We start from the raw sequence: 22,474 nt of genomic DNA on the forward strand, positions 1-22,474 counted from the left end.
TAAGGCGGCTCTTCGCTATACCATATGTTCATCCTGCCAGCGCCATAGCTCTTTGCTGGAGGTGGATATGCCAATTACACCGCTCTTCAAAGCCGTATCAAAATCCTCCAAATCGATCATGAGTCCTCCAGCGATGACGGGCACGTCCACTTCTGCACGAATCCGTTCCATGATCCGCTGACACACCATGCCCGGCAGCACTTCAATGGCATCCGGATTGGAGGCCTTAATCATCTTGATCCCGTTGTCCAGCGAAACGGAATCGAATACAAACAGACGCTGGACCGTCAACAACCCCAGTTTCTTCGCTTCTACAATCGCCGTGTTTTTTGTCGTGACAATACCGTCAATGCCCACCTTTTCAGCTAAATACTTAACCCCCGTTTTGTCTTTACCGATCCCTTCAATCAGATCAAAATGCACAAACGAGAGCTTGCCCGCCTCCCGAATCTGTTCAACGATCGATTCGATGATAAAAATATCGGTTTTGAGAATAAACACGATATTCGATTCAGTCGCCAGCACAGCAGGGAGTTCATCGGCATTCATTAATGAAGTAATAATGGGCTTACGCTTCAAGCAATACGAAATTCGTTGTGCACCTTCAACACTGGTTTTCATGTCTTCACCTCGTTGCCGCCGCAACATCTCCAATTCTCCCGTTGCCCCGGCATATTTTTGTTCATGCTCATGACTTTGCTTCATCTGCCTGCTTCACGGCAGTACCGCTGAGATAAATATCGTAGACCGAATTCAATACATAGGTGGGCTTCACGCTGCTGTCCATCAGATCGTCCCTGCTCGATACGCCGGTCAGCACCATCGCCGTACTCATCCCTGCCTGATTTCCCATCTTGATATCCGTCTCCAGCCGATCCCCTGACATCAGACAATCTTCGGCCTTCACTCCCAAAATATCAAGAGCTGTTAATGCCGTCAAGACGGAGGGCTTGCCCATGACGGTCGTGATTGTAATGCCGGCGGTGCCTTCGATGGCACCGATCATGCCGCCGCAATCCGGGACATCGCCGCCAGGCATCGGACATGTTCGATCCGGGTGGGTGGCAATCACATCCGCACCCCGTTTAATCGCCTGATATGCAAAATCAAGATGGCGGTAGTGAAAATCCCGGTCCCACGATACAACCACAACGTCGGTTTCCTCCGGCGCTGAGGCGAATCGTATTCCATTGTCCAGCAGCTCATTCTTCAATATATCCTCGCCAATGACATACACGTTTGCGCCCGGATGATGCTTCTGAAGATAATGAATCGTAACGAGCGCAGGGTTCAATATGTTGTTCAGCTCAACTTGGATGCCAAGCTTCCTTAATTTCTTCAAATAGTTTTCCCTGGAATCTATCGTTTTGTTGGTCAAAAACAATAGTTTCTTACCCAGTCCCTGCAAATAATGAATGGTTTCCACCGCACCATCAATGGCCTCAGCCCCAAGATAAATCGTACCGTCCAAATCAAAAATATACCCTGAATAATGATCCATGTTTCGTTCTCCTCTGCATGTTCAATCTGTAATTTTGCCCGTATACGTAAATTGGACATGTTCTGGCCAGATCAGTTCTGTTATGGACCCACAGTCCCCATCCGTAAAGTATACATATGACGGTGTCATCCCCTTTAGTCCTTGGACAAGCGGTTCCATGCGGATACAAAAAAATGAGAAGCACTTTGCATTGAAAAAGCCTTCATTCATCACAAATGAAAGTTCTCGTTATGCAAAGGGCTTCTCATCATCTCTGCCCAGCTCTATAACTTTATATGGTTATACTACATCCACATTTTACATTTGACAAGATGATCCTGATAAATAAGATCCCTATCGATTCATCGCCGACACGACGGAGGAATGCCCGGCTTCCTGGTCGGAACGCGATCCTGCGACGTCTTCCCGATCCGGCAGATCCGTAAACCGTTCTATCCTGCTGCCTTCCGCCACGCCCCATGCCAATTGCAATTGATCCTGCAGCAGCTCCCATTGCCTGTCGACTTCCTCTTGATTCCACTCTAAATATTCACGCATCAGCCTCATGACGGGAGCAATGGTCCGCTCGGTTTTTTGCCGGTCGAATAATAACCAGCCCGTTCTTCTTAACAGAAAATCGACTGCGGTCATCGTCATCTCATATTCCATGGAATACTCGATTTCCGCACGTAACAATCGAAGTTCGGTCGTTTCCGCTTCCTGCGAAGAGGCAGCGACCCGGTTCATCAGCTCCATCGTATTGGAGCCGTACCTGTTCATGAGGCTCAGAATGTGTTCAGGCCTGATACCAAGGGATTCACCCTGCTTGATCAACTTCTTCTGAACCTCCTCATAGGTAAAGCCGTTCAGGTCGCCCCCACTGATGGGAACCCGATCCGTCGTACAAGGAGGATAGATGGTGCCGTCGGCGTCTTGAAGCTGTCTGGCTGCAAGATTCACTACCTTTTCGGCCATTTTCCGAAATCCGGTCAGCTTTTCCGCCCGCAATGGTGATCAAACCGGAATCGGATATAAACATCTCATCTTTTCTCGATATTTCCGAAGGACCCTTTCCTTCCTCACGGACGAGCGGCCGTAAGCCCGACCATCCGGATTCGATATCGTCCGGTCCCAGCCTTGACTCCGGGAAAGCATGATTCACCGCATCGATCAGATATCGCCGATCCTCCTCGGTAATACCAGGCGTCTCAATCGCCCCCTCATAAACGGTATCAGTCGTTCCGATGTAGGTCTTGCCCTCTCTTGGAATGACAAAAATCATTCGGCCACCCGGGACATCGAAATAAGCAGCCTGCCGTATGGGAAGCTTGGCATGATCCACCACCAGATGAACGCCTTTTGTTAAGAGCAGGCGCTTTCCCTTGAGCGAATTATCCTTGAGCCTGACCTGATCCACCCATGGCCCGGCGGCATTGATGATCTTTTTGGCGTTTATCGTATAGGTCTTTCCACTCACTTGGTCTTCTACTTGAGCTCCTACTACTTTTCCTCCTCGATACATGAATTCCTGGGCTTTGGCATAATTCGCGATGAGCGCTCCCTTGGCCCTTGCAGACTTCATCACTTCCACCGTTAATCGAGCATCATCAGTTCGGTATTCATAATAATAACCGGAACCTCTCAATCCCTCCTTTCGAAAGAGCGGTTCAAGGGTCAAGGTTCTCTCGCGCCGGAACATCTTGCGCCGTTCGCTGCGTTTGACTCCTGCCAGCCAGTCGTACAGATACAATCCGATCGCGCTGGCAAGATAACCATAAGTGCCTTTTTTATAAATTGGGAGCAGCATGGGAATAGGCTCCACCAGATGCGGAGCGCTCCGGTGAAGCAGTGCCCGTTCAGAACCCACCTCACGTACCAAGCCGATCTCTCCTTGCTTCAGATACCGAAGACCGCCATGAATCAGCTTCGTTGATCTACTGCTCGTTCCCGAAGCAAAATCATTCATTTCCACCAATCCGACGCTCATCCCTCTGCAGCTGGCGTCCCAAGCAATTCCCGCACCCGTGATACCCCCGCCAATCACCAGCACATCCAGCTTTTTTGCCGACATGTCCTGCAAATATTGGGTCCGCATCTTGGCGGATAAGCTTGTGTCCACCTGTCATTCTCCTCTCTGAATTTAAAATAAGGAACCTATTCCATCATAAGAAAATTTCAAAAAAAGAACCGCTTCTGCTAAAAATGCATACCAAATACAGTACGCATTTAAGCAAAAGGGTTCTCCGTTATCTCCGCCACTTTATGCAATAAATATGATTATTCATTATAGGTTGCTTTTATACTTATGTCTACATGGAGCCTATTCAGAACCGTTAAAGCCGATTCTCACTTTTTCCGTAAAGCCGATGGAGCCATGCTTTTATATTTCTTAAAGGTTCGACTGAAATAATAAATATCATTAAACCCGGTCGCAGCCGCGATTTCGGATACGGTAAGCGGACTCTCGCGAAGGAGATAATCCGCCCGGTTGAGCCTCGTCTCATTCACATACTCCGTCACGGTCCGGCCGCTGATCTCCTTGAACAGCCGGCTGAAATGAAAGCGGCTGAGACCCGCCATGCCGGATAGGAGCTCCACTGATAAATCCTCCCGGTAATGCTCTTCGATATACTTGAATATCGGGGCAAACCGCTCCACATTCTTCATCCGCTCTACGTACTCATCCAGGGTAAGAACCGTCGCTACATAACCTCGAACAAGCAGCGTAAGCAGCCGATACAGCTCTGATTTGACGGCCAGCTCATAACCGAATTCCTGCTGTTCCAGCTCATGAATGATAGACAGCATGGAGGCTAGCGCATCATCCCCGCTGATTCGGTTCTCGAAGATCAGCCGGTTCTGGGTGATCGGCGTGATGAATTTCATCTCGGGCGCATCCAGGGAATGGCTCTGCAGCAGCGAGAAGTCCGCGATTAGCGCATAATAAAACAAATGGTCCGACTGGCTGAGGCCGTAATGCAGTTCATTCCGGTTAATGACGATCATATCGCCTTCCTTGGCGGTAAAGGTGGACGAGCCGCATTCCAGCGTCGCTTCCCCCGAAACAAAATATAGAATTTCAAGATGCTCATGCCAGTGATGATTAAATAATACCTGTCCCCGGCCATCAAACTCGCAACGATGAACCTTAATCGGAAACTGAGGATCCGGCATCGTCATCGGTTCTCGCAGTGTTTTGTCCAATGCTCTGATCTCCTTCCAGTAAGACAGCACAATTGTACAAACAAACAGCACGGTTTATCATGGTGTCTTCCTCTAAAAGCATTATAATACGAAAGTGTAATGCAGTAAATTCAGAGGAGTGAACTCATGAAATCTATTAATGTTGGCGTCATTGGCACGGGATCGATCTCTGCTATGCATTTGCAATCCTATGAGAAACATGCGAACGCGAATTTGCTCGCCGTGTGCGATTTAAATGAAGAAAGAGCACAGCGTGCAGCTGAAAAATACGGTGCTACCAAAGTCTACACCAATTATAACGAACTTCTGGCTGATCCGGAAATCGATGCAGTAAGCATCTGTACCTGGAACAATACGCATGCCGAAATCAGCATTGCGGCACTGAATGCGGGCAAACACGTCCTGGTTGAGAAACCTCTCTGCCGTACCGTTGAGGAAGCGCTTCAAGTACAGGAAGCTGTTAAATCTTCCGGCAAACTGCTTCAGGTCGGCTTCGTAAGACGTTACGACCCTAACGCTCAGATGCTCCGCGAGTTTGCAGACAAGGGTGAATTCGGGGAGATCTACTTCGCGAAGGCTTCCTCCGTTCGTCGTCTCGGCAATCCAGGCGGCTGGTTCTCTGACATTGAACGTTCCGGCGGCGGACCTCTCATCGATATCGGGGTGCATGTCATTGATCTGTGTTGGTACATGATGGGTCGTCCAAAACCGGTTTCCGTCAGCGCCAATACATACCGAAAGCTGGGGAATCGCTCTAATGTTCGCAACCTCTCCTTCTACAAAGCGGCTGACTATGACGCGGAGAAGAACACGGTTGAGGATATGGCGAATGCGATGATCCGTTTTGAAAACGGCGCCTCTTTGCTGGTGGACGTCAGCTTCACGCTGCACTCGAAGGAGAATCTGCAATCCGTTAAATTGTATGGAGACAAGGGCGGATTCGAGATTGATCCAGAAGTGGTCATCGTAACGGAGAAACACGATACCATCATCAACATCCAGCCTCAAACGGACAACAAAGGATTCGATTTCAACGCAGCTTTCCAAAGCGAAGTTGATCATTTCATTTCCAGCATCGAGAACGGCACGTCACCTCTCAGCCCGGTGGAAGACGGCGTTGAGATCATGAAGATTCTGTGCGGGATCTATGAATCCGCCGAAAAAGGGGTTGAGGTTCTCTTATGAAACTTGGAATAAGCTCATACAGCCTGTACCAGGCCATGAATAAAGGCGAAATGACCATTACTGATGTCATCGACTACGTTGCAGAAATCGGCGGAGAGCATATCGAAATCGTTCCGCTCGGCTTTAACCTGAAGGAAACGCCGGAGTTGATCGATACAATTAAATCCCATGCCGCTTCCAAAGGGCTTGAGATCTCCAACTATGCCATCGGCGCCAATTTTGCGGAATTGGATGATGCTGCATATGAAGCGGAGATTGAAAGAGTTAAAGGCGAAGTGGACATTGCGGCCGCGCTTGGCGTTAAGCTGATGCGCCATGACGTAGGCTCTTCCAAGGACTTGTCCATCACGCATTTCCTGGAGGAACTTCCCCGCCTGGCCAATGCATGCCGTATCATAGCGGATTACGCGGCAGAACGCGGCATTACAACAAGCGTGGAGAACCACGGGTATTTCATTCAACATAGCGACCGCGTCAAAGCGCTCGTTCAGACCGTTAATCACCCTAACTTCAAAACAACCCTGGACATTGGAAACTTCCTCTGTGCAGATGAGGTTTCGACTGTGGCTGTCAAGAACAACATCGGCTTGGCATCGATGGTTCACTTCAAGGACTTCTATTATCGCCCGGCTCACCGCGCGCCTGGATCCGGTTGGTTTAACACCTCCAGCGGCAACTGGCTGCGTGGCGCGATTGTCGGCCAAGGCGATATCGATATGCCGGAAGTCGTTCGCATCGTGAAGGAATCCGGTTATGACGGCTACATCTCGATTGAATTCGAAGGGATGGAAGATTGCCGTACGGGAGCTAAGTTTGGATTGGAATATCTCCGTAAAACCTGGAATGAGGTTTAAGTTATACGGACGATGGATGACACAAGGATGATATAAGGGGGATATTAGGATGTCGAAGCCTATCATGCCTAACAAAATTGGCGTTATTGTTGACAGCTTTCGGGTTGGAGTAAGAGACGGTCTTCTTAAAGCCCGAGAAGTCGGTGCAGACGGCGTACAGATCTATGCCGTTCATGGCGAAATGGATCCGGCCAACCTCTCTGCCTCGGCGCGAAAAGAATTGAAGGATTACATCGATTCACTGGGACTTGAAATCTCCGCCCTCGTGGGTGACCTTGGCGGACACGGCTTCCAGGACCCTGCTGAGAATGCGGCTAAAATCGAGAAATCCAAACGAATCATGGAGCTCGGCTTGGAGCTGGGAACCAATATCATCACCACGCATATCGGTATCGTGCCGCAAGATCATAACAGCCGCGTATATGAAACGATGCACAAAGCTTGCCTGGAGCTTAGCACATTCGCGAAGTCCATGGACGCATTCTTTGCCATCGAGACAGGTCCGGAGCCTTCGGCTCATTTGAAATCATTCCTGGATGGTCTGGGTTCCAACGGTGTGTCCGTTAACTTTGATCCAGCCAATATGGTCATGGTCACTGGAGACGATCCGGTTCAGGGTGTGTACAACCTGAAGGATTATATCGTTCATACACACGCGAAGGACGGAATCAAGCTGGCTGACTATATCGACCCTCGTGATGTATACGGCGATTTCGGATACGAGGCACCTGCCCTTGACCATGACAAAATTGCCGATATGGCGGAATCGGGCGAGAAGTTCCGTGAAGTGCCGCTTGGCGAAGGCGGCGTGAACTGGAATGCTTACCTGCAAGCTCTCAAGGATATTGGCTATACGGGGTATCTGACCATCGAACGTGAAGTGAAAGCCAATCCGGAAGCGGATATCAAGCTTGCCGTGGACTTCTTGAAAACATTCAGAGCTTAACATGTACACGATTCATTCAGTGTTCTTGCTACAGGATGTCAATGCTATTGCTTGAATAGGATGCAGTGAACTCATGAACTAAACAAGGCCAATCAGGGAATAACCTGATTGGCCTCGTTTTATATTGTCCTACTCAGTGAATAAATTTAAGATACCACTTGTTTCCCAGATACCGTCTCCAGAGCGCCGTTCGCTTTTGCGGAACGAATCTCGGCTTCAATAATTTCCAGCGAACCGGCAGCGCTCTCTGGCGTACATACCGTGACCGGCTCTCCTTGCGCAACGTGCTCAATGAAATACCGGAGCTCACGATAATAGCCGGAATCATCGGACAGCTCAGCCGTAAAGCCTGGGGCGTCTTCAGGATACACCTTCAGTTCATTATTCTCGAACACTAGCGTAGCCTCTTCCAAATTCACACGGTAACCCATATAAAAACCGTGTTCGCCGTGCAGCGTCCAATCCGCATGCGCGTTAATCACTTTGCCATCCGGGAAACTGTAGTGGGTGGATACGATATCGTACGAGCTTCCTTTAATAATCGTTTTGGCGAAAGTCGATACGCGCTCCGGTTTGCCCATAAGCCAATGAATCATATCGACGTCATGCACATGCATGTCCGTGATACAGCCACCGCTCTTGTCTCCTTCCAGGAACCAGCCTTGAGGCGGCTCCGATCCCCGGAAGAATTCGCCTGCAACGATGCTTCCATAACGACCGTCCTCTACGCATTCTTTTAAATATTCATAAGCCGGCCAGAAACGGAGGCATTGTCCGATCATGAGCGTTTTTCCTGTGCGCTCCGCTGTTTTTACCATACGCCAGGCTTCCTCGGAGCTGCCTGCGACAGGTTTCTCACACATGACGTGAATCCCCCGCTCCAACAGCATGCAGGACATGTCCGCATGCAAATAAGTCGGCAGGCATACATCCACAATATCCAGCTCTTCATGCTCCAGCATTTTGTCCACATGGTCATACAGATGATAGGGCTCCAGGTCGTATACATCACGCTCGGTCGCCATATTGCCGTTGGCTTTGCTGTCCTTAAGCTCATCGATGCGCAAATCGCAAATCGCCACCAGCTGGATGTCCGCACCCTCTTCGGCTAGTCGAACATAATTGTCGAAATGCATGCGTCCCATAAAACCAAATCCCAATATTCCGATTTTCAGCATCCTTCTTCCCTCCGTTATCCCTTGTTATGATTGGCCTTGATGCTGGCGGGCATCCGGCTTGCGCAAAGTTGGCGTACGTCCAAGAATCGCATCCATTGCATTGGATGTATTAAATATGATCTGCTCCGAGTAGTGGGTATACGCCGGGATCATCTCTGCCGTAACATAGTTGTCATAGCCGATCAAGCGCAGCGCTTCAACAACGGCCGGATAATTAACGTCTCCTGCCAACAGGTCGACAAATCCGTGCAATCCGCCTGCCTGTCTGCGGTAATCTTTGAAATGGACTTTTTTGATCCGCTCACCCAAAATCCGAATCCAGTGCTCCGGATAACCGTTATGCACAACATTGCCTACGTCGAAATAGGAGCCGACATAATCGGAACCGATCTCGTCGATGAAGGTCCGCAATTCCAGCGGCGACAGCAGGAATTTATTCCATACATTCTCGATCGCGATGGCAACGCCTGCGCTTTCCGCGTAAGGAACCAGCTTACGAATGGATTCTTGAGCCCGCTCGTAGGCATATTCGTAATCGATGACTGCTGAACCAGGAACAAAATCGACACCGACCGCCCCCGGAATCACAAGGATGGCATCCACTCCGAAAGCGGACGCGAGCTCCAGCTGCTTCTTGCAAATATCCATGGCCTTCTCACGGACAGCCTGGTCATTACTGGTCATCGGATATTCCCAATACAAACCTGTTGCCAAACCCGCGATATCCAGATCGGCCTCTTTCAACTGTTCCGTTATGGCCTGTACCTCTTTATCGCCAGCCTGAAGGCCGAGCTCTCCTGTTTGGTTTAATGACAATTCGATTCCTTCAAACCCGGCTTCCTTTGCCAATCGGATGCAGTCGGAGATGGAAGCATCTCCCGGGAACGACCAGATATTAATCCCTTTCTTCATCGTGAATCCCTCCTAGAATCAATAGGTTGATGTTGTAACACTCGTTTTCAGAAACGCATCATTTGACTTTTTCCGTCAAGTTGTAAATAAACCATTTGGATGTAATAATACTTATATAATAAATAAATATTCCACCAAATGATTTAGATAGAAAAGTGATTATTTGGACTATTCCGTTCTATTTATTATCTCTTAATAACATTTTGGAGTGAGTTTACGATGAGCGAGATGGACCTCAATTTTCCGATAAAACGCGAAGCGCCTTTTCGCGAATGGTCACCCTGCATTCACTATGCGCAGTTTCAACGCATGGCGACGGGATCACTCCCGCAGCGCAGGTTATACGATTTTGAACTGCTCTATGTATACCAAGGGGAAGCCGCTACAACGATGTACGGGAACCGCTATCGCATCGAAGCCGGTCAACTGATCTTCCTGCCGTCCGGTGTTTACCACCAGAATGAGGTGGTCTCCCATCCTGACGCGCGATTTTTGGGGATTCATTTTGATTTCTTTGATGAGCTGGACATACAGACCGAAGCGGATATGATCGTGAATGAAGCCGTGCTGGATACGGATAAATTCGCGCATGAAGCGGTTTCCTCCGCTTTTCCCCCGCTCTCTTCCCGTGTCATATACACCCCCCCGCTGCCTTGCGTTCAGATGATGGAACGAATCGTGGAGGAGTTCACCCTGCGTCCCTCCGGCTATGAGCTTGCCTGCAAAGGGCTGATGCTGGATGTGCTGGTTCAACTGCTTCGGACGCATCCTTCCCAGGCCTTGACGGAAACGTCACCGCACGATGCCAAACTGATTGAACTGATGTCTCAAATCGAAAGAACTCCAGCCAAAGACTGGAGCAACAAAGTGATTGCGGAGCATTTAATGTTAAGCCCGGATCATACCGCCAAATTGTTTAAACGCTTTGCGGGGATGCCGCCAAGTGAATTTGTGCAATCCGTTCGCCACCGCGAAGCGCGCCGGCTTCTCCGGGAATCCGATATCTCGATCGAAGCGGTTGGCGAAGGGGTCGGATACCCGGATATTCATTATTTTAGCCGAATCTTCCGCAGACTGGAGGGGATTACCGCTACCGATTACCGCAAGCTCTCAAGAATTCTGTAAGGTGTGCAGGCCATGGTCAGCACCTGCATGCGTCCTAAGCCAGCGATCCATTCGATCGAGCGCTTCGCTCAATTGATCGGGCGAAGCGGCATACGAGCAGCGAATAAAGCCTTCGCCCCCGGCGCCAAACACATGACCGGGAACAACGGCCACCTTTGCCTCTCGAAGCAATCGCTCCGCAAACTGCTGGGAGCCCAGACCCGTTCCGGTTATGCTGGGGAATGCGTAGAAAGCACCCTGAGGATCGCGGCAGCTTAGGCCGATATCGGTCAGACCCTGCACAAACATCCTTCTGCGTTCATCATAAGCCTGCTTCATCACATCCCGATCCCCGAGTCCATTTCTTAAACATTCGAGAGCCGCAATCTGCCCCATGATGGGCGCGCAGAGCGCGGTATACTGATGAATCTTGACCATGGCGCTCACCAGGCGGGAATCGCCGCAGAGGTAACCGACCCGCCAGCCCGTCATGGCAAAGGCTTTGGAAAATCCGCCGATGACGATGGTGCGCTCCCGCATCCGAGGCAGCGAAGCAATGCTGGTATGCGTGCGGCCGTAGGTAAGCTCGGCATACATCTCGTCTGAAATCACCACCAAATTGTGCGTAACCGCAAGGCGGGCGATCGGCAGCCAATCCTCGTAGGTCATCACAGCGCCTGTCGGATTGCTTGGAAAGTTAACAACGATTGCTTTCGTCCGGGGGGTAATCAACTTCTGCAGGGCATCCGCAGTCAATTTGAACTTATGTTCTGCGGAAAGCTCCAGTTCAACAACAGTTCCCCCGTTCAATTGCACAAGAGGAGCATAAGCGACATATCCCGGCACGGGAATAATAATTTCATCCCCCGGCGAAATGAGCGCCCGCAGCGTAAGATCAATCGCTTCGCTGCCGCCAACCGTGACCAGTATCTCCCTCGACGGTTCATATTGCAGCTGGAATCCGGTATCCAGATATTTCGCAATCTCTTCCCTTAGCTCCATCAGCCCTTCATTCGGCGTATACATCGTGCGGCCATGATCCAGAGCTCGTTTACAGGCCTCAATCGCACATGCAGGCGTCACAAAATCCGGTTCCCCCACACCGAGAGAAATGACGTCATCGTCCGCTTCGGCCGCATTAAAAAATTGCCGGATGCCGGAAGGCGGCATGACTTGCACCGTTGATGTTAGAAAGCTGCTCGTTGTATTCATATGCTTCTACTCCTTGCCTTCGCTTTTTCGTTCCGATAATGAAGTTTCAATGATGGCATCCAAAAGTGCGCTGAACGAATAGCCCGCCGCTTCCGCGCTTCTGGGCAGCAAACTGTTCTTCGTTAAACCCGGGAGCGTGTTAACCTCCAAAATATACGGAATCTCTTCCTTCAGGATGATATCGATCCGGGCATACACGCTGCACTTCAGCGCCTTGTAGCATTGAAGCGCAGCCGTGCGCACCCGCTGCTGAAGTTCGGCGGGAAGCTCAATCACTTGCTCATCCGCTTCGCCCTCTTCGTATTTGGATGTATAATCGAAAAATTCGGAGTTCGGCTTGATGGACACAATCGGGAGCATCTCACCGTTCAAAACCGGGCAAGTGATCTCTTCTCCCTCGACCATTTGCTCGATCATCACGAAGCGGTCCCATCGCAATGCCTCTTCTACGGCGGAGGCAAGGGCAGCCGTATCACGCACGATCCGAGTACCAACACTGGACCCGCCTGCGTTCGGCTTCACCACGACAGGATAACCGAGTCCCTCCACGTCAGCGGCGGCCAACTCCTCCATACTGCTGACCATGATCCAATCGGCTGTAGTCAATCCCTCGTACCGCAGCAGCTTCTTGCTCAAATCTTTATCCATGCAGACGCTGCTGGAAAGAACGCCGCTGCCAGTATACGGAATGCCCAGGGAGTCGAGTGTGCCTTGCACCGTCCCGTCTTCACCGTATTGCCCGTGCAGGGCAAGTAAAGCCATATCGATGCCTTCGGTTTTGCTGATCAGCTCGCGTTTATCGTTAATCTCGATCGGATAAACCTCGTAGCGGTTTTTATCCAGATGCGCGATCATCTCTTTGCCGGTCATGAGCGAAACTTCCCGCTCGGATGATACGCCTCCCATGATGACGCCAACTTTCATGATGTAGACCTCCTAAATAATTTCTTCAAGCTGTTTGCCTATGCATCACTCCGCTTGCGGATGATTCTTCCGACTTCTCCGTGCAACCAGCGATCTTTTTCTCAGACCAACTTCCCTGTAAGCTGATCATCACTCCGCATGCGGATTATTCTTCCGATCTCTGTTGCCCTCAGATTTCCACTGATTTGAAAATTCGTTGTTGAAATCCGAAGGCAAAGGAGAACGCTTCGCTTCTACAGAATAATTCCGCCTTCTCCGTTGAAGTCAAAGATCTTTTCCACAAACCAGCTTTCCCTGCAAGCTGATCATCACTCCGCATGCGGATTATTCTTCCGATCTCTGTTGCCATCAGATTTCTGCTGATTTGAATATTCATTTGTTGAAATCTGACGTCAAAGGAGAACGCTTCGCTTCTACAGAATAATTCCGCCTTCTCCGTTGCAGGCCCACGATTTCTCGGAGAAGTATTCTTTGTATGTTAATCATCACTCCGCATGCGGATGATTCTTCGATCTCTGTTGCAGCCCGTTTACATCAGCTTCCTCGCAGCCTCGCCGATGATGCGGATCCCCTTCTCAATGTTCGCGTCGGAGACGCGGGAGAATCCAAGACGCATGGTGTGATGGCCGCCGCCATCGGTAAAGAAAATGTCGCCCGGCGTGAATACCACGCCCTGGGCTGAGCAGGCTTCCAGCAGCTCCCGGGTCCGGAAGCCGGGACCGAATTCAACGAACAGGTGAAGCCCGCCGTCACCGGACAACCGCTCCATCGGGAGCCATTCCTCGCAGCAGCGGATAGCAAGCTCATATTTTCGCTTGTACTCGGCCTTCGCTCTCTTTAAATATTTCTCGAAGTTGCCGTTGTACAAATATTGAAAGAGCAGGGACTGATCCAGGGTCGACGTATGAATGCTCCGGGCGCGCTTTACGCTTTCCAAATAATGAATCAAGGTCTTGTCGGCCAGCACCCATCCGACTCGCAAGCCGGGAAACAGAATCTTGGAGAAGCTGCCTAAATAGATCACGCTGTTGTTCTCGCCGCCTGCACATGCAACAAGAGGCGCGATATGTGAGCCCGAATAGCGCAGCTCTTCGTTGAAACCATCTTCAATAACGGGAGTTTCGAACTCATTCAGCAGCCGGAGCGCTTCCAGCCTCTTCTGGTGAGACATGACGATTCCTGTAGGATTATGATAGGAAGGCACAAGGTAGACCATGTCGTACGTCCGCTCCGACAGCTCGCGTGCAAGCCCTGTCAGGCTGATGCCGTCTGGCTCCATCTCGACGCCGGTAATGGCATACCCGTGCATTTTAAAATTTTTTATGGCTGTATGATGGGTGGGATTCTCGCACAGAATGCGGCCATGCCCTTTGTTCAGGGCGGATAGCACCAGACTTAAGCCTTCCGTAAAACCACTGGTGATCAGCATATCCTTACCTTGAATATTCACGCCCTTGTTCTCCATATAACGGAGGAGGTAATCGATAAGGGGTTTATAACCCTTGGCGTAACCGTAGTTAAGAAGTACATCACCTTCAAGCGACATTCGGTCCAAAAATGCGCGCTTGACATTTGGCAGATCGAACAGCTTCTCATCGGGGGCGATGCTGGTAAAAGATATAGAGCCCTTCTCAGCGCGGATGCCGTGTTTCATCAGATCATTGGCTTCCGCAAGCTTGGCGTATTCATTCAGGCGAGGCCCCCAATCCAGCCGTTTGCCATCGGGCTGCATGGGTGCTCCGCTGATCGAAGGGACAACAAAGTGCCCTTGCCCTTTAACCGCATAGATATAGCCTTCGTCCTCCAAATCCGAGTATGCGCTCAGCACCGTATTACGGCCCACTCGAAACAGCGCGCTTAGCTCACGCGTGGAGGGGAGCTTCTGATCGGCTTGCAGCGCCCCGGTTGTCATCAAGCGCTTCATGTAATCCTTGACTTGAATATACGCCGGGCGGTCATTCGCCAACTTGAAATCCAAATACATCGTTCATTTCCCCCTTGCTCTAATGATGGCATAATTTCGGCGGCACCACTAGAACCACAGCAGGCCTCTTTCGCCTCGGGCGTGGTTTGCCGATAACCTTGGCAGAACCCCGGTCATGTCATCTCTAGGATCGGACTGCCCTTTGCGCCGGTATACCTGAATACATGCACTTTCTCTTTATCATGGAACCATACGGGATCATGCACAAGCAAGAAAGAACATTCTTGGTATTCATCTGGTAAGAAAAACAAATCGTGATGCAAATCAAAACGGTCCCACCTTCTCAAAGGAAGATGGGGCCGTTTTTGCACAGAATTTATGCGGTCTGATTGACCATGATGAATAGGCTTTATATGTCGTAAGCGCCGGTGCGGTTACTTCACAACCAAACTTTCCTTGATCTTATCGTTGATCCACTGCCGCTTCGAGAGCAGCCACTCCTGCTCCCTCGGATACGTCTTAAAGGTGATCGGCTCGTCAAGCCCTTCCTCCAGCGCCTGGAGCACAGCCTCCCTGCCGATCTGCGTCTCCAGCAGCTGAAGCGCTCTCAAATCCTGAAGCGCTTCCTGGAATACTTTCAGCCGAATGGATTCGATCGGTCCTTCCTCGCCTGGATATACCACGAAAGCATCTCCGGAAGGAAAACCGCAATCCGCATCCGTCACCTTGAACGGGTCAATGGCGCGCTTCGAGTATTGCGAGTTCCAAAAGTTATATCCCCAGTGGAGAAATCCCTCGATGTTAAACTTATACAACTGAATCCCGATGATCCGGTTTCTTGCCGAGGGCAGATTGAAGAATCGGTTGGACACATCCTTGTACTGGGAACAGCAATAATAGGTCCACAGCGGCGTTACCTCCTGATCCAAGAAAGGCTCGATGTGGTTGCTTGCAGGAATCGGGCGCTTCACAAGCCCTTCCTCATAAAACGAAATATCGGAGAGCGCGTCAATGATCGGGTAATCCGGCAGCAGCTCGTTCATCAGCCGGCTTGCATGACCGTAAGCCTCCAGATGGGACACGGACGGCTCATCGGAAACATGGAAATAGCAGCGCTGCTTAAGTCCCCGGCCTTCAATCCAGCCGGTCAGGGCCGGTATGAATTGTCTGATGAAGGCATGATACTGTTCTCCTGTCGCATCCGTCTCCCATCCGAACAGCTTCTCGGGCTTTCCGTTCACATTAGCGATAATCTTCGGCGCATGCCCGGCTCCCCACTGGGTGAAAAGATGAGAAAATTCCAGGTACTGAATCCCATTAGAATCACACAGGTCTGCCCAGCGGTCCAGCTTATCAAAACCAAACGTATACGCTCCATCCGAGGTTACGGCGACGTCAACCAGCTGCACCGTTGGCCGTTCTCCCCCCACTTCCGTATCCAGCGGAGGCGTAAACAATGGGGTCAGGATCATATTGATGCCATTCTGAGCGGCGGTCTGCATAAACTGACCGATCAACGCCCAGTGCCGTTCACTAAATATCTCCACCTCGTAGTAGTTCGCCAAACAATCGGCATGGAACCATTCCGTATGAATCAGCGTCTGGTCCGGCAAGGTTGCCGGTATCACTTCGAGCGTGAACACCTCTTCTCCAAGCGACTCGCCCGATTCCGCTTCAAAACGGATCCGGATTTCATATGTACCGCCCTTGATCTCACCCTCAGGTTGTACCGTAAACCACAGACTTCTCCACTGGTTCGGGCATCCGGTTACAACAGGCTCTGATGCGAGAGGCAGCAACGGGTCCGGATACAGCCCGGGGGCAGCTCTTAAGATAAACTCATCATGATCATGATACGTAGGCAGCTCCGATGGAACCAGGCCTACAGAACGGATGGTAATACGATCACTCAATGATGATTGCAGGTGAACCCGGATGTTTTTTAACAAACGATTGGAACGGTATGCAACTTGAAACGAGTACGTCTCATTGCCAAACGAAGACCCTCTGTCATACGAGGCCTGGGACAGTTCTTCATCGGCAAATACTTTGGACAAAGAGCTTAACAGCCGGGTCTCAAATGATACGGAATGGCTCATGCAGGTTACATCCTCTCTACAATGAAATGGGATACTTTCACGTACATCTTACACTAATCTGGATGGAACGGAAGGTAAATTTTGCGTTTTCGAACAAAAGGAGCCACTGCCCTTTTGCGATGGCCGCCTTATTATCGCACCATACCGAAATTCCGCCGAATGTTAGAATTCTTTCACCAATCCGTCGAACTCCGATATACTTCAAAGCCGGACAGACGCGGACACCATCTCGATTCCAAAATGGTAAGCCGGATATATTGAGCCCGTACAGCGGGAAAGCGGCAGATGCGTTTGCGCCCGATTACCGTCCCGGATTGAATCGTGTGCCAGTTCCCGTTTTCCATATATTCAAGCTCGAATCGCTCGATCCGCTGCCCGTACCGGTATTCAGCCAATACGATATGATCAAAATCGATCGCCCGCCCAAGGTCCAGCTCAATTACGGCGTATTCCGTGCCCTCCTCAGGGCTCCAATACGTATCCTTTCTGCCATCGACAACAAATCGAGCCTCCAGCCCCGCCTTCGTCTCGGATGCCGTAACATCCGCATCAGCAGCCAGATTGGTTTCAAATGTATTTCGAATGGCGTCACCCAGTTCCTGCAGACGCTGCAGATCGTTCTCATGAACAAGTCCGCGGGGATCCGGCGGAATATTGAGCAGAAAGGTGGCATTGCCGCCAACCGAGCCGTAATAAATATGCAGCAATTCTTCCAGCGATCGGACTTTATCGTCTTCGGACGCATGGTAGAACCAGCCGGGACGGATCGAGGTATTGACTTCGGCCGGATACCATACCAGCTCCTTCTCGCCCTGAATGACGCTCCGGCTGCCGAGATCCTCTTCGCTCGATTCATAGCGGCGCGCAAACTCCCGGTCATCGGTTTGCTGCGACTTTTCCTGGATCGCTTCATTCTGACGCAGCGACGCCGGAACGATGCTCCACTCCGACTCCCTGCAATGCCCCGCTTCATTCCCGCACCAGCGAATGTCCGGTCCGCATACCGAGATGGCGGCATTCGGCTGCAGTTCCCGAATCAGGGCGTAGTACGACTCCCAATCGTATTCCTGACGCTTGCCATTCGGACCTTCACCACAGGCGCCGTCAAACCAGACGCTGAATATCTCGCCGTAGCCGGTCAGGAGCTCTCTTAGCTGATTCAGAAAAAATTGATTGTACCGCGGCGAATCCCCATACGACGGTTCATGCCGGTCCCAGGGGGACAAGTAGATGCCGAACTTGATTCCCCCTCTCCTGCAGGCATCGGCAACCTCCTTCACCACATCCCCGTGTCCGTTTCGCCACGGGCTGCTCTTCACGGAATGCTCCGTATACTGACTCGGCCATAAACAGAACCCGTCATGATGCTTACAGGTCAGGATCAAGCCGCGCATACCGGCACTGACACAAGCGCGCACCCACTGATCCGCATCCAACTGCTCCGGATTGAACAGGGCCGGATCTTCTTTTCCCGTGCCCCATTCCATATCCGTGAACGTATTGATGGTAAAATGAAAGAAGGCGTAGAACTCCATCTCCTGGACGGCTAATTGACGTTCCGAGGGCTTAATATTGGCCGCGTATTCAATGAAATTGTGCAAGCGATAAACCTCCTATACCTCTATCCTTGGTTGTCTAATGCTTTCTGATGAATCTCCAGATACTTATCCAGCTGCAATCCTTTAAATCCGCTGACATAGGCATCCCAGTCCTTCTCGATATCCTTGCTGCCGGTAACGAATTGGGCCAGATTCGATTTCACGTAATCCTGAATCGTCTTCTGAATCTGCGCGATAAAGGTTGCGTCTTTCGGATCGATGAACACATCCGTCGGGTACACAAGCTCCGGTTGGGCAAAAGGCTCGTATTTCTTCGCAGCCAGCCACAAGCGATATTCGTAGGCTCCGTTTCCGAGCGGATCTTCCGGAGCGACAAAGGATTCGCGGAGGGAATTCACCATCAGCATCGTGCCGAGCTGCCACCAGGTTACGTCAAGCGATCCCTCTGGCACATCCCGTTTCAGCGCTTCATATGCAGCCGGCTCGCCGTTGTAATCAAGCGCGCCGGACTCCGCCTTCCGCCATCCATCTCCTTCAAAACCCCAGGAAGTCATCACGGTGCCTTCTTCGGAGAACAGGTAATCCGCCAGCTTAATGGCCGCGATCCGCTGCTCCTCCGTCGCTTTGTTCGTAATGACAAACGATCCGTCTCCTGCTCCGACGCTATAACCTGCAAGCTGCACGCCGTTCGGTCCTTTCAGCGGCGGAACAACATCGTATTCCTTATGACGGGGCTTCGCGTCGGTCGGCTCCAGCACGCTGCTGATCAGCGCATAACCAACGGCGCCGACCACATTGTCCGCTTTGTTCCCGAGCTGCTTGACGGCATCGCCGTTTTGCGTAAACGCTCCTTTGTCAATCAGTCCTTCACTGTACAGCTTGCTGAGATATTTCAAGCCTTCCTTCCATTCGGACTCAGCCGCGGACAGAATCACCTTGCCATCCTTCACGCTTAGATAGGTCGTGCCATTGTTATATATAAAAGCATTCATCAAAAAGGCATCAACTCCTCCTCCCCACACATCAAGAGAAGTAGTCATCGGAATTTCGTCGGCCTTGCCGTTCCCGTTCGGGTCCTGCTCTTTAAAGGCTTTCAGCACTTGATAAAATTCATCGGTCGTGGTTGGCATCTCTAGACCTAACTTCTCAAGCCAGGTCGTATTGATCCACATCCGCTGGCCATACGTGCAGTGCAGGCACTCGTTCACCTTCGGAAGCGCGTATATATTTCCGTCCGGCGCGGTCATCGCCGATTTTAAATAGGAGACTTCCTCCATCGCTTTTTTTATGTTAGGTGCATGCTGGTCGATTAAATCATTCAAGGGAATAAAGGCCCCCTGCATACCGTACTTGATCTGATCCGCCTTGGATATGCCGGCATTCATAATGAGCGCCGGATAGTCACCGCTTGCCAGCATCAGCAGTTTCTTATCGTTAAATACCGCGTCGGGCGTCGTATTCCATTTGAACGTAATCCCCAGCTTCTCTTCAATATGCTTGGAGAATGGATTGACATCGAGACTCTCGATGCCGGCGGACTGGGGAGCAAATACCGACAGTTCAACGGGTCCCTCTGACCCCGGAGGGCTTGCCGGTCCTTCAGTTCCTGTTTCACTCGTCTTGCCGCAAGCGGATAGAACCAGCACTGCCACGAGAACCAGACTTAAACCTATTCCAGTGAACCTTTTCAAATGAATTCCTCCCTAATATGAAATGCTTGCCCGTACTTCGCATGACGAGCTGTAATTTTGCATATACCCCCTATGTGTCCGATCATCGGAATTACCTATTCTATAGTGCCGGCATCACCTCCTTCACGGAATAAGAATCACCCTTTTAAAGAACCGATCATTACGCCTTTGACAAAATACTTCTGCACAAACGGGTAAATGATCAATACCGGGGCGCTTGCCACCACGATCAGCGAATACTTCAGCAAATCCTTCAGCCCTTCACGGACCAGCAGTTCGTTGACGTTCGTCACCATTTCGGCGCTGACGGAATTCAGGATCAGAATATCCCTCAGGAAGATCTGAAGCGGAAACAGGCTGCTGTCCTTCAAATAAATCAAGGCGTTAAAATAGGAGTTCCAATGGCCAACGGCATACATGAGTGCGAGCACGGCCAGAATCGGCTTCGATAGCGGAAGGACGATTTTAAGGAAAAAGGTAATATCGCTGCTCCCGTCCATCTCGGCCGCTTCGGCCAATTCATCCGGAATCGTTGTCTGAAAAAAGGTTCTGGCGATGATGACCTGAAACACGGCTAACGCCCCCGGTATAATCATGGCCCAACGCGTATCGAGCATGCCGAGCGACTTCACAAGAAGATAGTTCGGAATGAGCCCGCCGTCAAAAAACATCGTGAACACCAGCAGCATCATGATGATGTTGCGAACGTAAAACGTTTTGCGGGCGAGTGGATAGGCAAGCATCACGGTGAATGCGACATTCACGATCGTGCCGACAACGGCATAGAACAGCGAGTTGCCAAACCCGATCAGAATGTTGGAATTTTGGAATACCGCTTTGTAGCCGATCAGGGTCACATCCACCGGCCACAGCCACACTTTGCCCGAGGACACTGCGCCCGGAGAGCTAAAGGATGCGCTTACAATATGCAGCAGCGGAAACAGGATGACGATCAGTACGACAGACAGAAACAAATACACGATACCAAGGAAAATCCGGTCTGCAGCGGACTCCCGTACGGTTGATCTGCTCATGCGCTACCTCCTACCATAGACTTGTGGATGAAACTTTTCGGGATACGTAATTGACGATGACCAACAGTATGAAATTGATAACGGAATTGAACAGGCCGATGGCGGCGGAGAAGCTGAAGTTGGCTCCGAGCAGGCCGACCTTGTACACATAGGTAGAGATGACTTCGGACGTGTTCTGATTGAGCGGGTTTTGCATGAGATAAATTTTCTCAAAGCCTAGACTCATCAGATTGCCCAGGTTCAATATGAGCAAAATGACGATGACCGGAAACAAGCTGGGAATATCGATATTAATGATCTTTTGAAGCCGGGTTGCCCCGTCCACTCTTGCCGCCTCGTACAGATCCGGGTTGACTCCCGCCAAGGCCGCAATATAGATGATGGCACCGTAACCGGTGAACTGCCACACATCGGACCAGACATAGATTGACTTAAACAGTTCCGGCACGCCAAGGAAATCAACGGTCTCAAGCCCCAGTGCCCGGAATAGATTGCTCATCAGCCCCGTGTTGGGCGAGAGGTTCACGATCAGAATCGAGACGATGACCACCGTTGATATAAAGTACGGCGCGTATGTCACCATCTGGACGGTTTTCTTGAAGCGGCCGTTTCGGATTTCATTCAGTGCCAACGCTAACAGAATGGGGGCCGGGAAACCGACCAGCAGGCCGTACAGGGAAATCTCGAGCGTGTTGCGGACATACTGCCAGAAGAACGGAGCATCGAACAATTGCTTGAAATAATCGAACCCTACCCAGGGACTGCCGAATATCCCCTGTACGACGTTGTATTCCTTGAATGCAATCAAGACGCCGAACATCGGAACGTATTTGAAGAGGATGATGTAGACTAACGGGAAGAACACGAGCAGATAGAATTGCCAGTGCTTCATCAGCTTCTTCCTCGTTCGGTTCATGGGCTTGTTTGGCGGTAAATTCGTTGGCGCCTGTGCATCTGCAGGTACTGGGATTGCGCTGCTCATACGAGCCACTTGGGTCACCCTCCTTCGCTTTGTGTTGATCCCAAGTCTAGGGCCGACAACGCCATCCGATCAATAAACAAGATTCTCCGAATCAACGTATTTCCGCGAACAGTGGAACTTAAGGTCCGACAGGCCGTAAGGGCGAATAAACCTTTTTCCGTGGCTAAACCTATCTCCGTTTACAGC

Annotated in this window: 17 protein-coding genes and 1 pseudogene; 4 read left to right on the forward strand and 14 right to left on the reverse strand. The window is 50.8% G+C overall.

Features of this window, described 5'->3' with window-relative positions; all coding sequences use genetic code 11:
• Positions 1-15 precede the first annotated feature (15 nt).
• The 4 genes and pseudogenes from AC0VZ8_RS24075 to AC0VZ8_RS24090 form a co-directional block, all read right to left on the reverse strand.
• Positions 16-621, reverse strand: coding sequence for a glycerol-3-phosphate responsive antiterminator (locus AC0VZ8_RS24075; RefSeq protein WP_071223375.1), 606 nt, complete (start codon positions 619-621; stop codon positions 16-18).
• Positions 622-688: 67 nt separating this feature from the next.
• The gene (locus AC0VZ8_RS24080) at positions 689-1,501 is read right to left on the reverse strand and encodes an HAD-IIA family hydrolase (protein WP_260066263.1); all 813 of its coding nucleotides are present in this window, start codon (positions 1,499-1,501) and stop codon (positions 689-691) included.
• Between the two features lie 333 nt (positions 1,502-1,834).
• Positions 1,835-3,599 (reverse strand): annotated as a pseudogene (locus AC0VZ8_RS24085) (glycerol-3-phosphate dehydrogenase/oxidase).
• A gap of 227 nt (positions 3,600-3,826) precedes the next feature.
• A complete protein-coding gene (locus tag AC0VZ8_RS24090; protein ID WP_260066266.1) occupies positions 3,827-4,684 on the reverse strand; it encodes an AraC family transcriptional regulator in 858 nt (285 codons plus the stop codon).
• A 126-nt stretch (positions 4,685-4,810) separates the two neighbouring features.
• Between AC0VZ8_RS24090 and AC0VZ8_RS24095 the strand changes: the two genes are divergently transcribed.
• Genes AC0VZ8_RS24095 through AC0VZ8_RS24105 form a run of 3 tightly spaced genes read left to right on the forward strand, consistent with a single transcriptional unit; the run spans position 4,811 to position 7,669 of the window.
• Positions 4,811-5,869: a Gfo/Idh/MocA family protein gene (locus AC0VZ8_RS24095; protein WP_071223154.1), complete on the forward strand. Its 1,059-nt coding sequence runs from the start codon at positions 4,811-4,813 to the stop codon at positions 5,867-5,869.
• Entirely contained in the window at positions 5,866-6,723 is an 858-nt protein-coding gene (locus tag AC0VZ8_RS24100; protein ID WP_113060682.1) for a sugar phosphate isomerase/epimerase family protein, read from the forward strand. Before AC0VZ8_RS24095 ends, AC0VZ8_RS24100 begins: the two co-directional genes overlap by 4 nt.
• A gap of 49 nt (positions 6,724-6,772) precedes the next feature.
• Positions 6,773-7,669, forward strand: coding sequence for a sugar phosphate isomerase/epimerase family protein (locus AC0VZ8_RS24105; RefSeq protein WP_194543927.1), 897 nt, complete (start codon positions 6,773-6,775; stop codon positions 7,667-7,669).
• 146 nt (positions 7,670-7,815) lie between these two features.
• Here AC0VZ8_RS24105 and AC0VZ8_RS24110 read toward each other — a convergent pair whose 3' ends face one another.
• Positions 7,816-8,847, reverse strand: coding sequence for a Gfo/Idh/MocA family protein (locus AC0VZ8_RS24110; protein ID WP_071223157.1), 1,032 nt, complete (start codon positions 8,845-8,847; stop codon positions 7,816-7,818).
• Between the two features lie 24 nt (positions 8,848-8,871).
• The gene (locus AC0VZ8_RS24115) at positions 8,872-9,759 is read right to left on the reverse strand and encodes a sugar phosphate isomerase/epimerase family protein (protein WP_260066272.1); all 888 of its coding nucleotides are present in this window, start codon (positions 9,757-9,759) and stop codon (positions 8,872-8,874) included.
• Between the two features lie 219 nt (positions 9,760-9,978).
• Between AC0VZ8_RS24115 and AC0VZ8_RS24120 the strand changes: the two genes are divergently transcribed.
• The gene (locus tag AC0VZ8_RS24120) at positions 9,979-10,884 is read left to right on the forward strand and encodes a helix-turn-helix transcriptional regulator (protein WP_071223159.1); all 906 of its coding nucleotides are present in this window, start codon (positions 9,979-9,981) and stop codon (positions 10,882-10,884) included.
• Here AC0VZ8_RS24120 and AC0VZ8_RS24125 read toward each other — a convergent pair.
• The 8 genes from AC0VZ8_RS24125 to AC0VZ8_RS24160 form a co-directional block, all read right to left on the reverse strand.
• Positions 10,870-12,075 (reverse strand): aminotransferase class I/II-fold pyridoxal phosphate-dependent enzyme, encoded by a 1,206-nt coding sequence (locus tag AC0VZ8_RS24125; protein WP_071223160.1) that lies wholly within the window; start codon positions 12,073-12,075, stop codon positions 10,870-10,872. The genes AC0VZ8_RS24120 and AC0VZ8_RS24125 overlap by 15 nt on opposite strands.
• A gap of 6 nt (positions 12,076-12,081) precedes the next feature.
• The gene (locus AC0VZ8_RS24130; protein ID WP_475484656.1) at positions 12,082-12,999 is read right to left on the reverse strand and encodes a D-alanine--D-alanine ligase; all 918 of its coding nucleotides are present in this window, start codon (positions 12,997-12,999) and stop codon (positions 12,082-12,084) included.
• Between the two features lie 529 nt (positions 13,000-13,528).
• Positions 13,529-14,983 carry an aminotransferase-like domain-containing protein gene (locus AC0VZ8_RS24135; RefSeq protein WP_475484657.1) on the reverse strand — a complete coding sequence of 485 codons (1,455 nt, stop codon included), beginning with the start codon at positions 14,981-14,983 and terminating at the stop codon, positions 13,529-13,531.
• A 374-nt stretch (positions 14,984-15,357) separates the two neighbouring features.
• Positions 15,358-17,022 (reverse strand): DUF4091 domain-containing protein, encoded by a 1,665-nt coding sequence (locus AC0VZ8_RS24140; RefSeq protein ID WP_475484658.1) that lies wholly within the window; start codon positions 17,020-17,022, stop codon positions 15,358-15,360.
• Between the two features lie 173 nt (positions 17,023-17,195).
• On the reverse strand, positions 17,196-18,623 hold the full coding sequence (locus AC0VZ8_RS24145) for an alpha-L-fucosidase (RefSeq protein ID WP_475484659.1): 1,428 nt from the start codon (positions 18,621-18,623) through the stop codon (positions 17,196-17,198).
• 20 nt (positions 18,624-18,643) lie between these two features.
• Positions 18,644-20,272 (reverse strand): ABC transporter substrate-binding protein, encoded by a 1,629-nt coding sequence (locus AC0VZ8_RS24150; RefSeq protein WP_260066279.1) that lies wholly within the window; start codon positions 20,270-20,272, stop codon positions 18,644-18,646.
• 137 nt (positions 20,273-20,409) lie between these two features.
• Positions 20,410-21,306 (reverse strand): carbohydrate ABC transporter permease, encoded by an 897-nt coding sequence (locus tag AC0VZ8_RS24155; protein ID WP_071223167.1) that lies wholly within the window; start codon positions 21,304-21,306, stop codon positions 20,410-20,412.
• A 10-nt stretch (positions 21,307-21,316) separates the two neighbouring features.
• The gene (locus AC0VZ8_RS24160; RefSeq protein ID WP_397376679.1) at positions 21,317-22,288 is read right to left on the reverse strand and encodes an ABC transporter permease; all 972 of its coding nucleotides are present in this window, start codon (positions 22,286-22,288) and stop codon (positions 21,317-21,319) included.
• Positions 22,289-22,474: the final 186 nt, after the last annotated feature.

The sequence above is a fragment of the Paenibacillus sp. QJM3NY_38 genome, assembly GCF_056173265.1.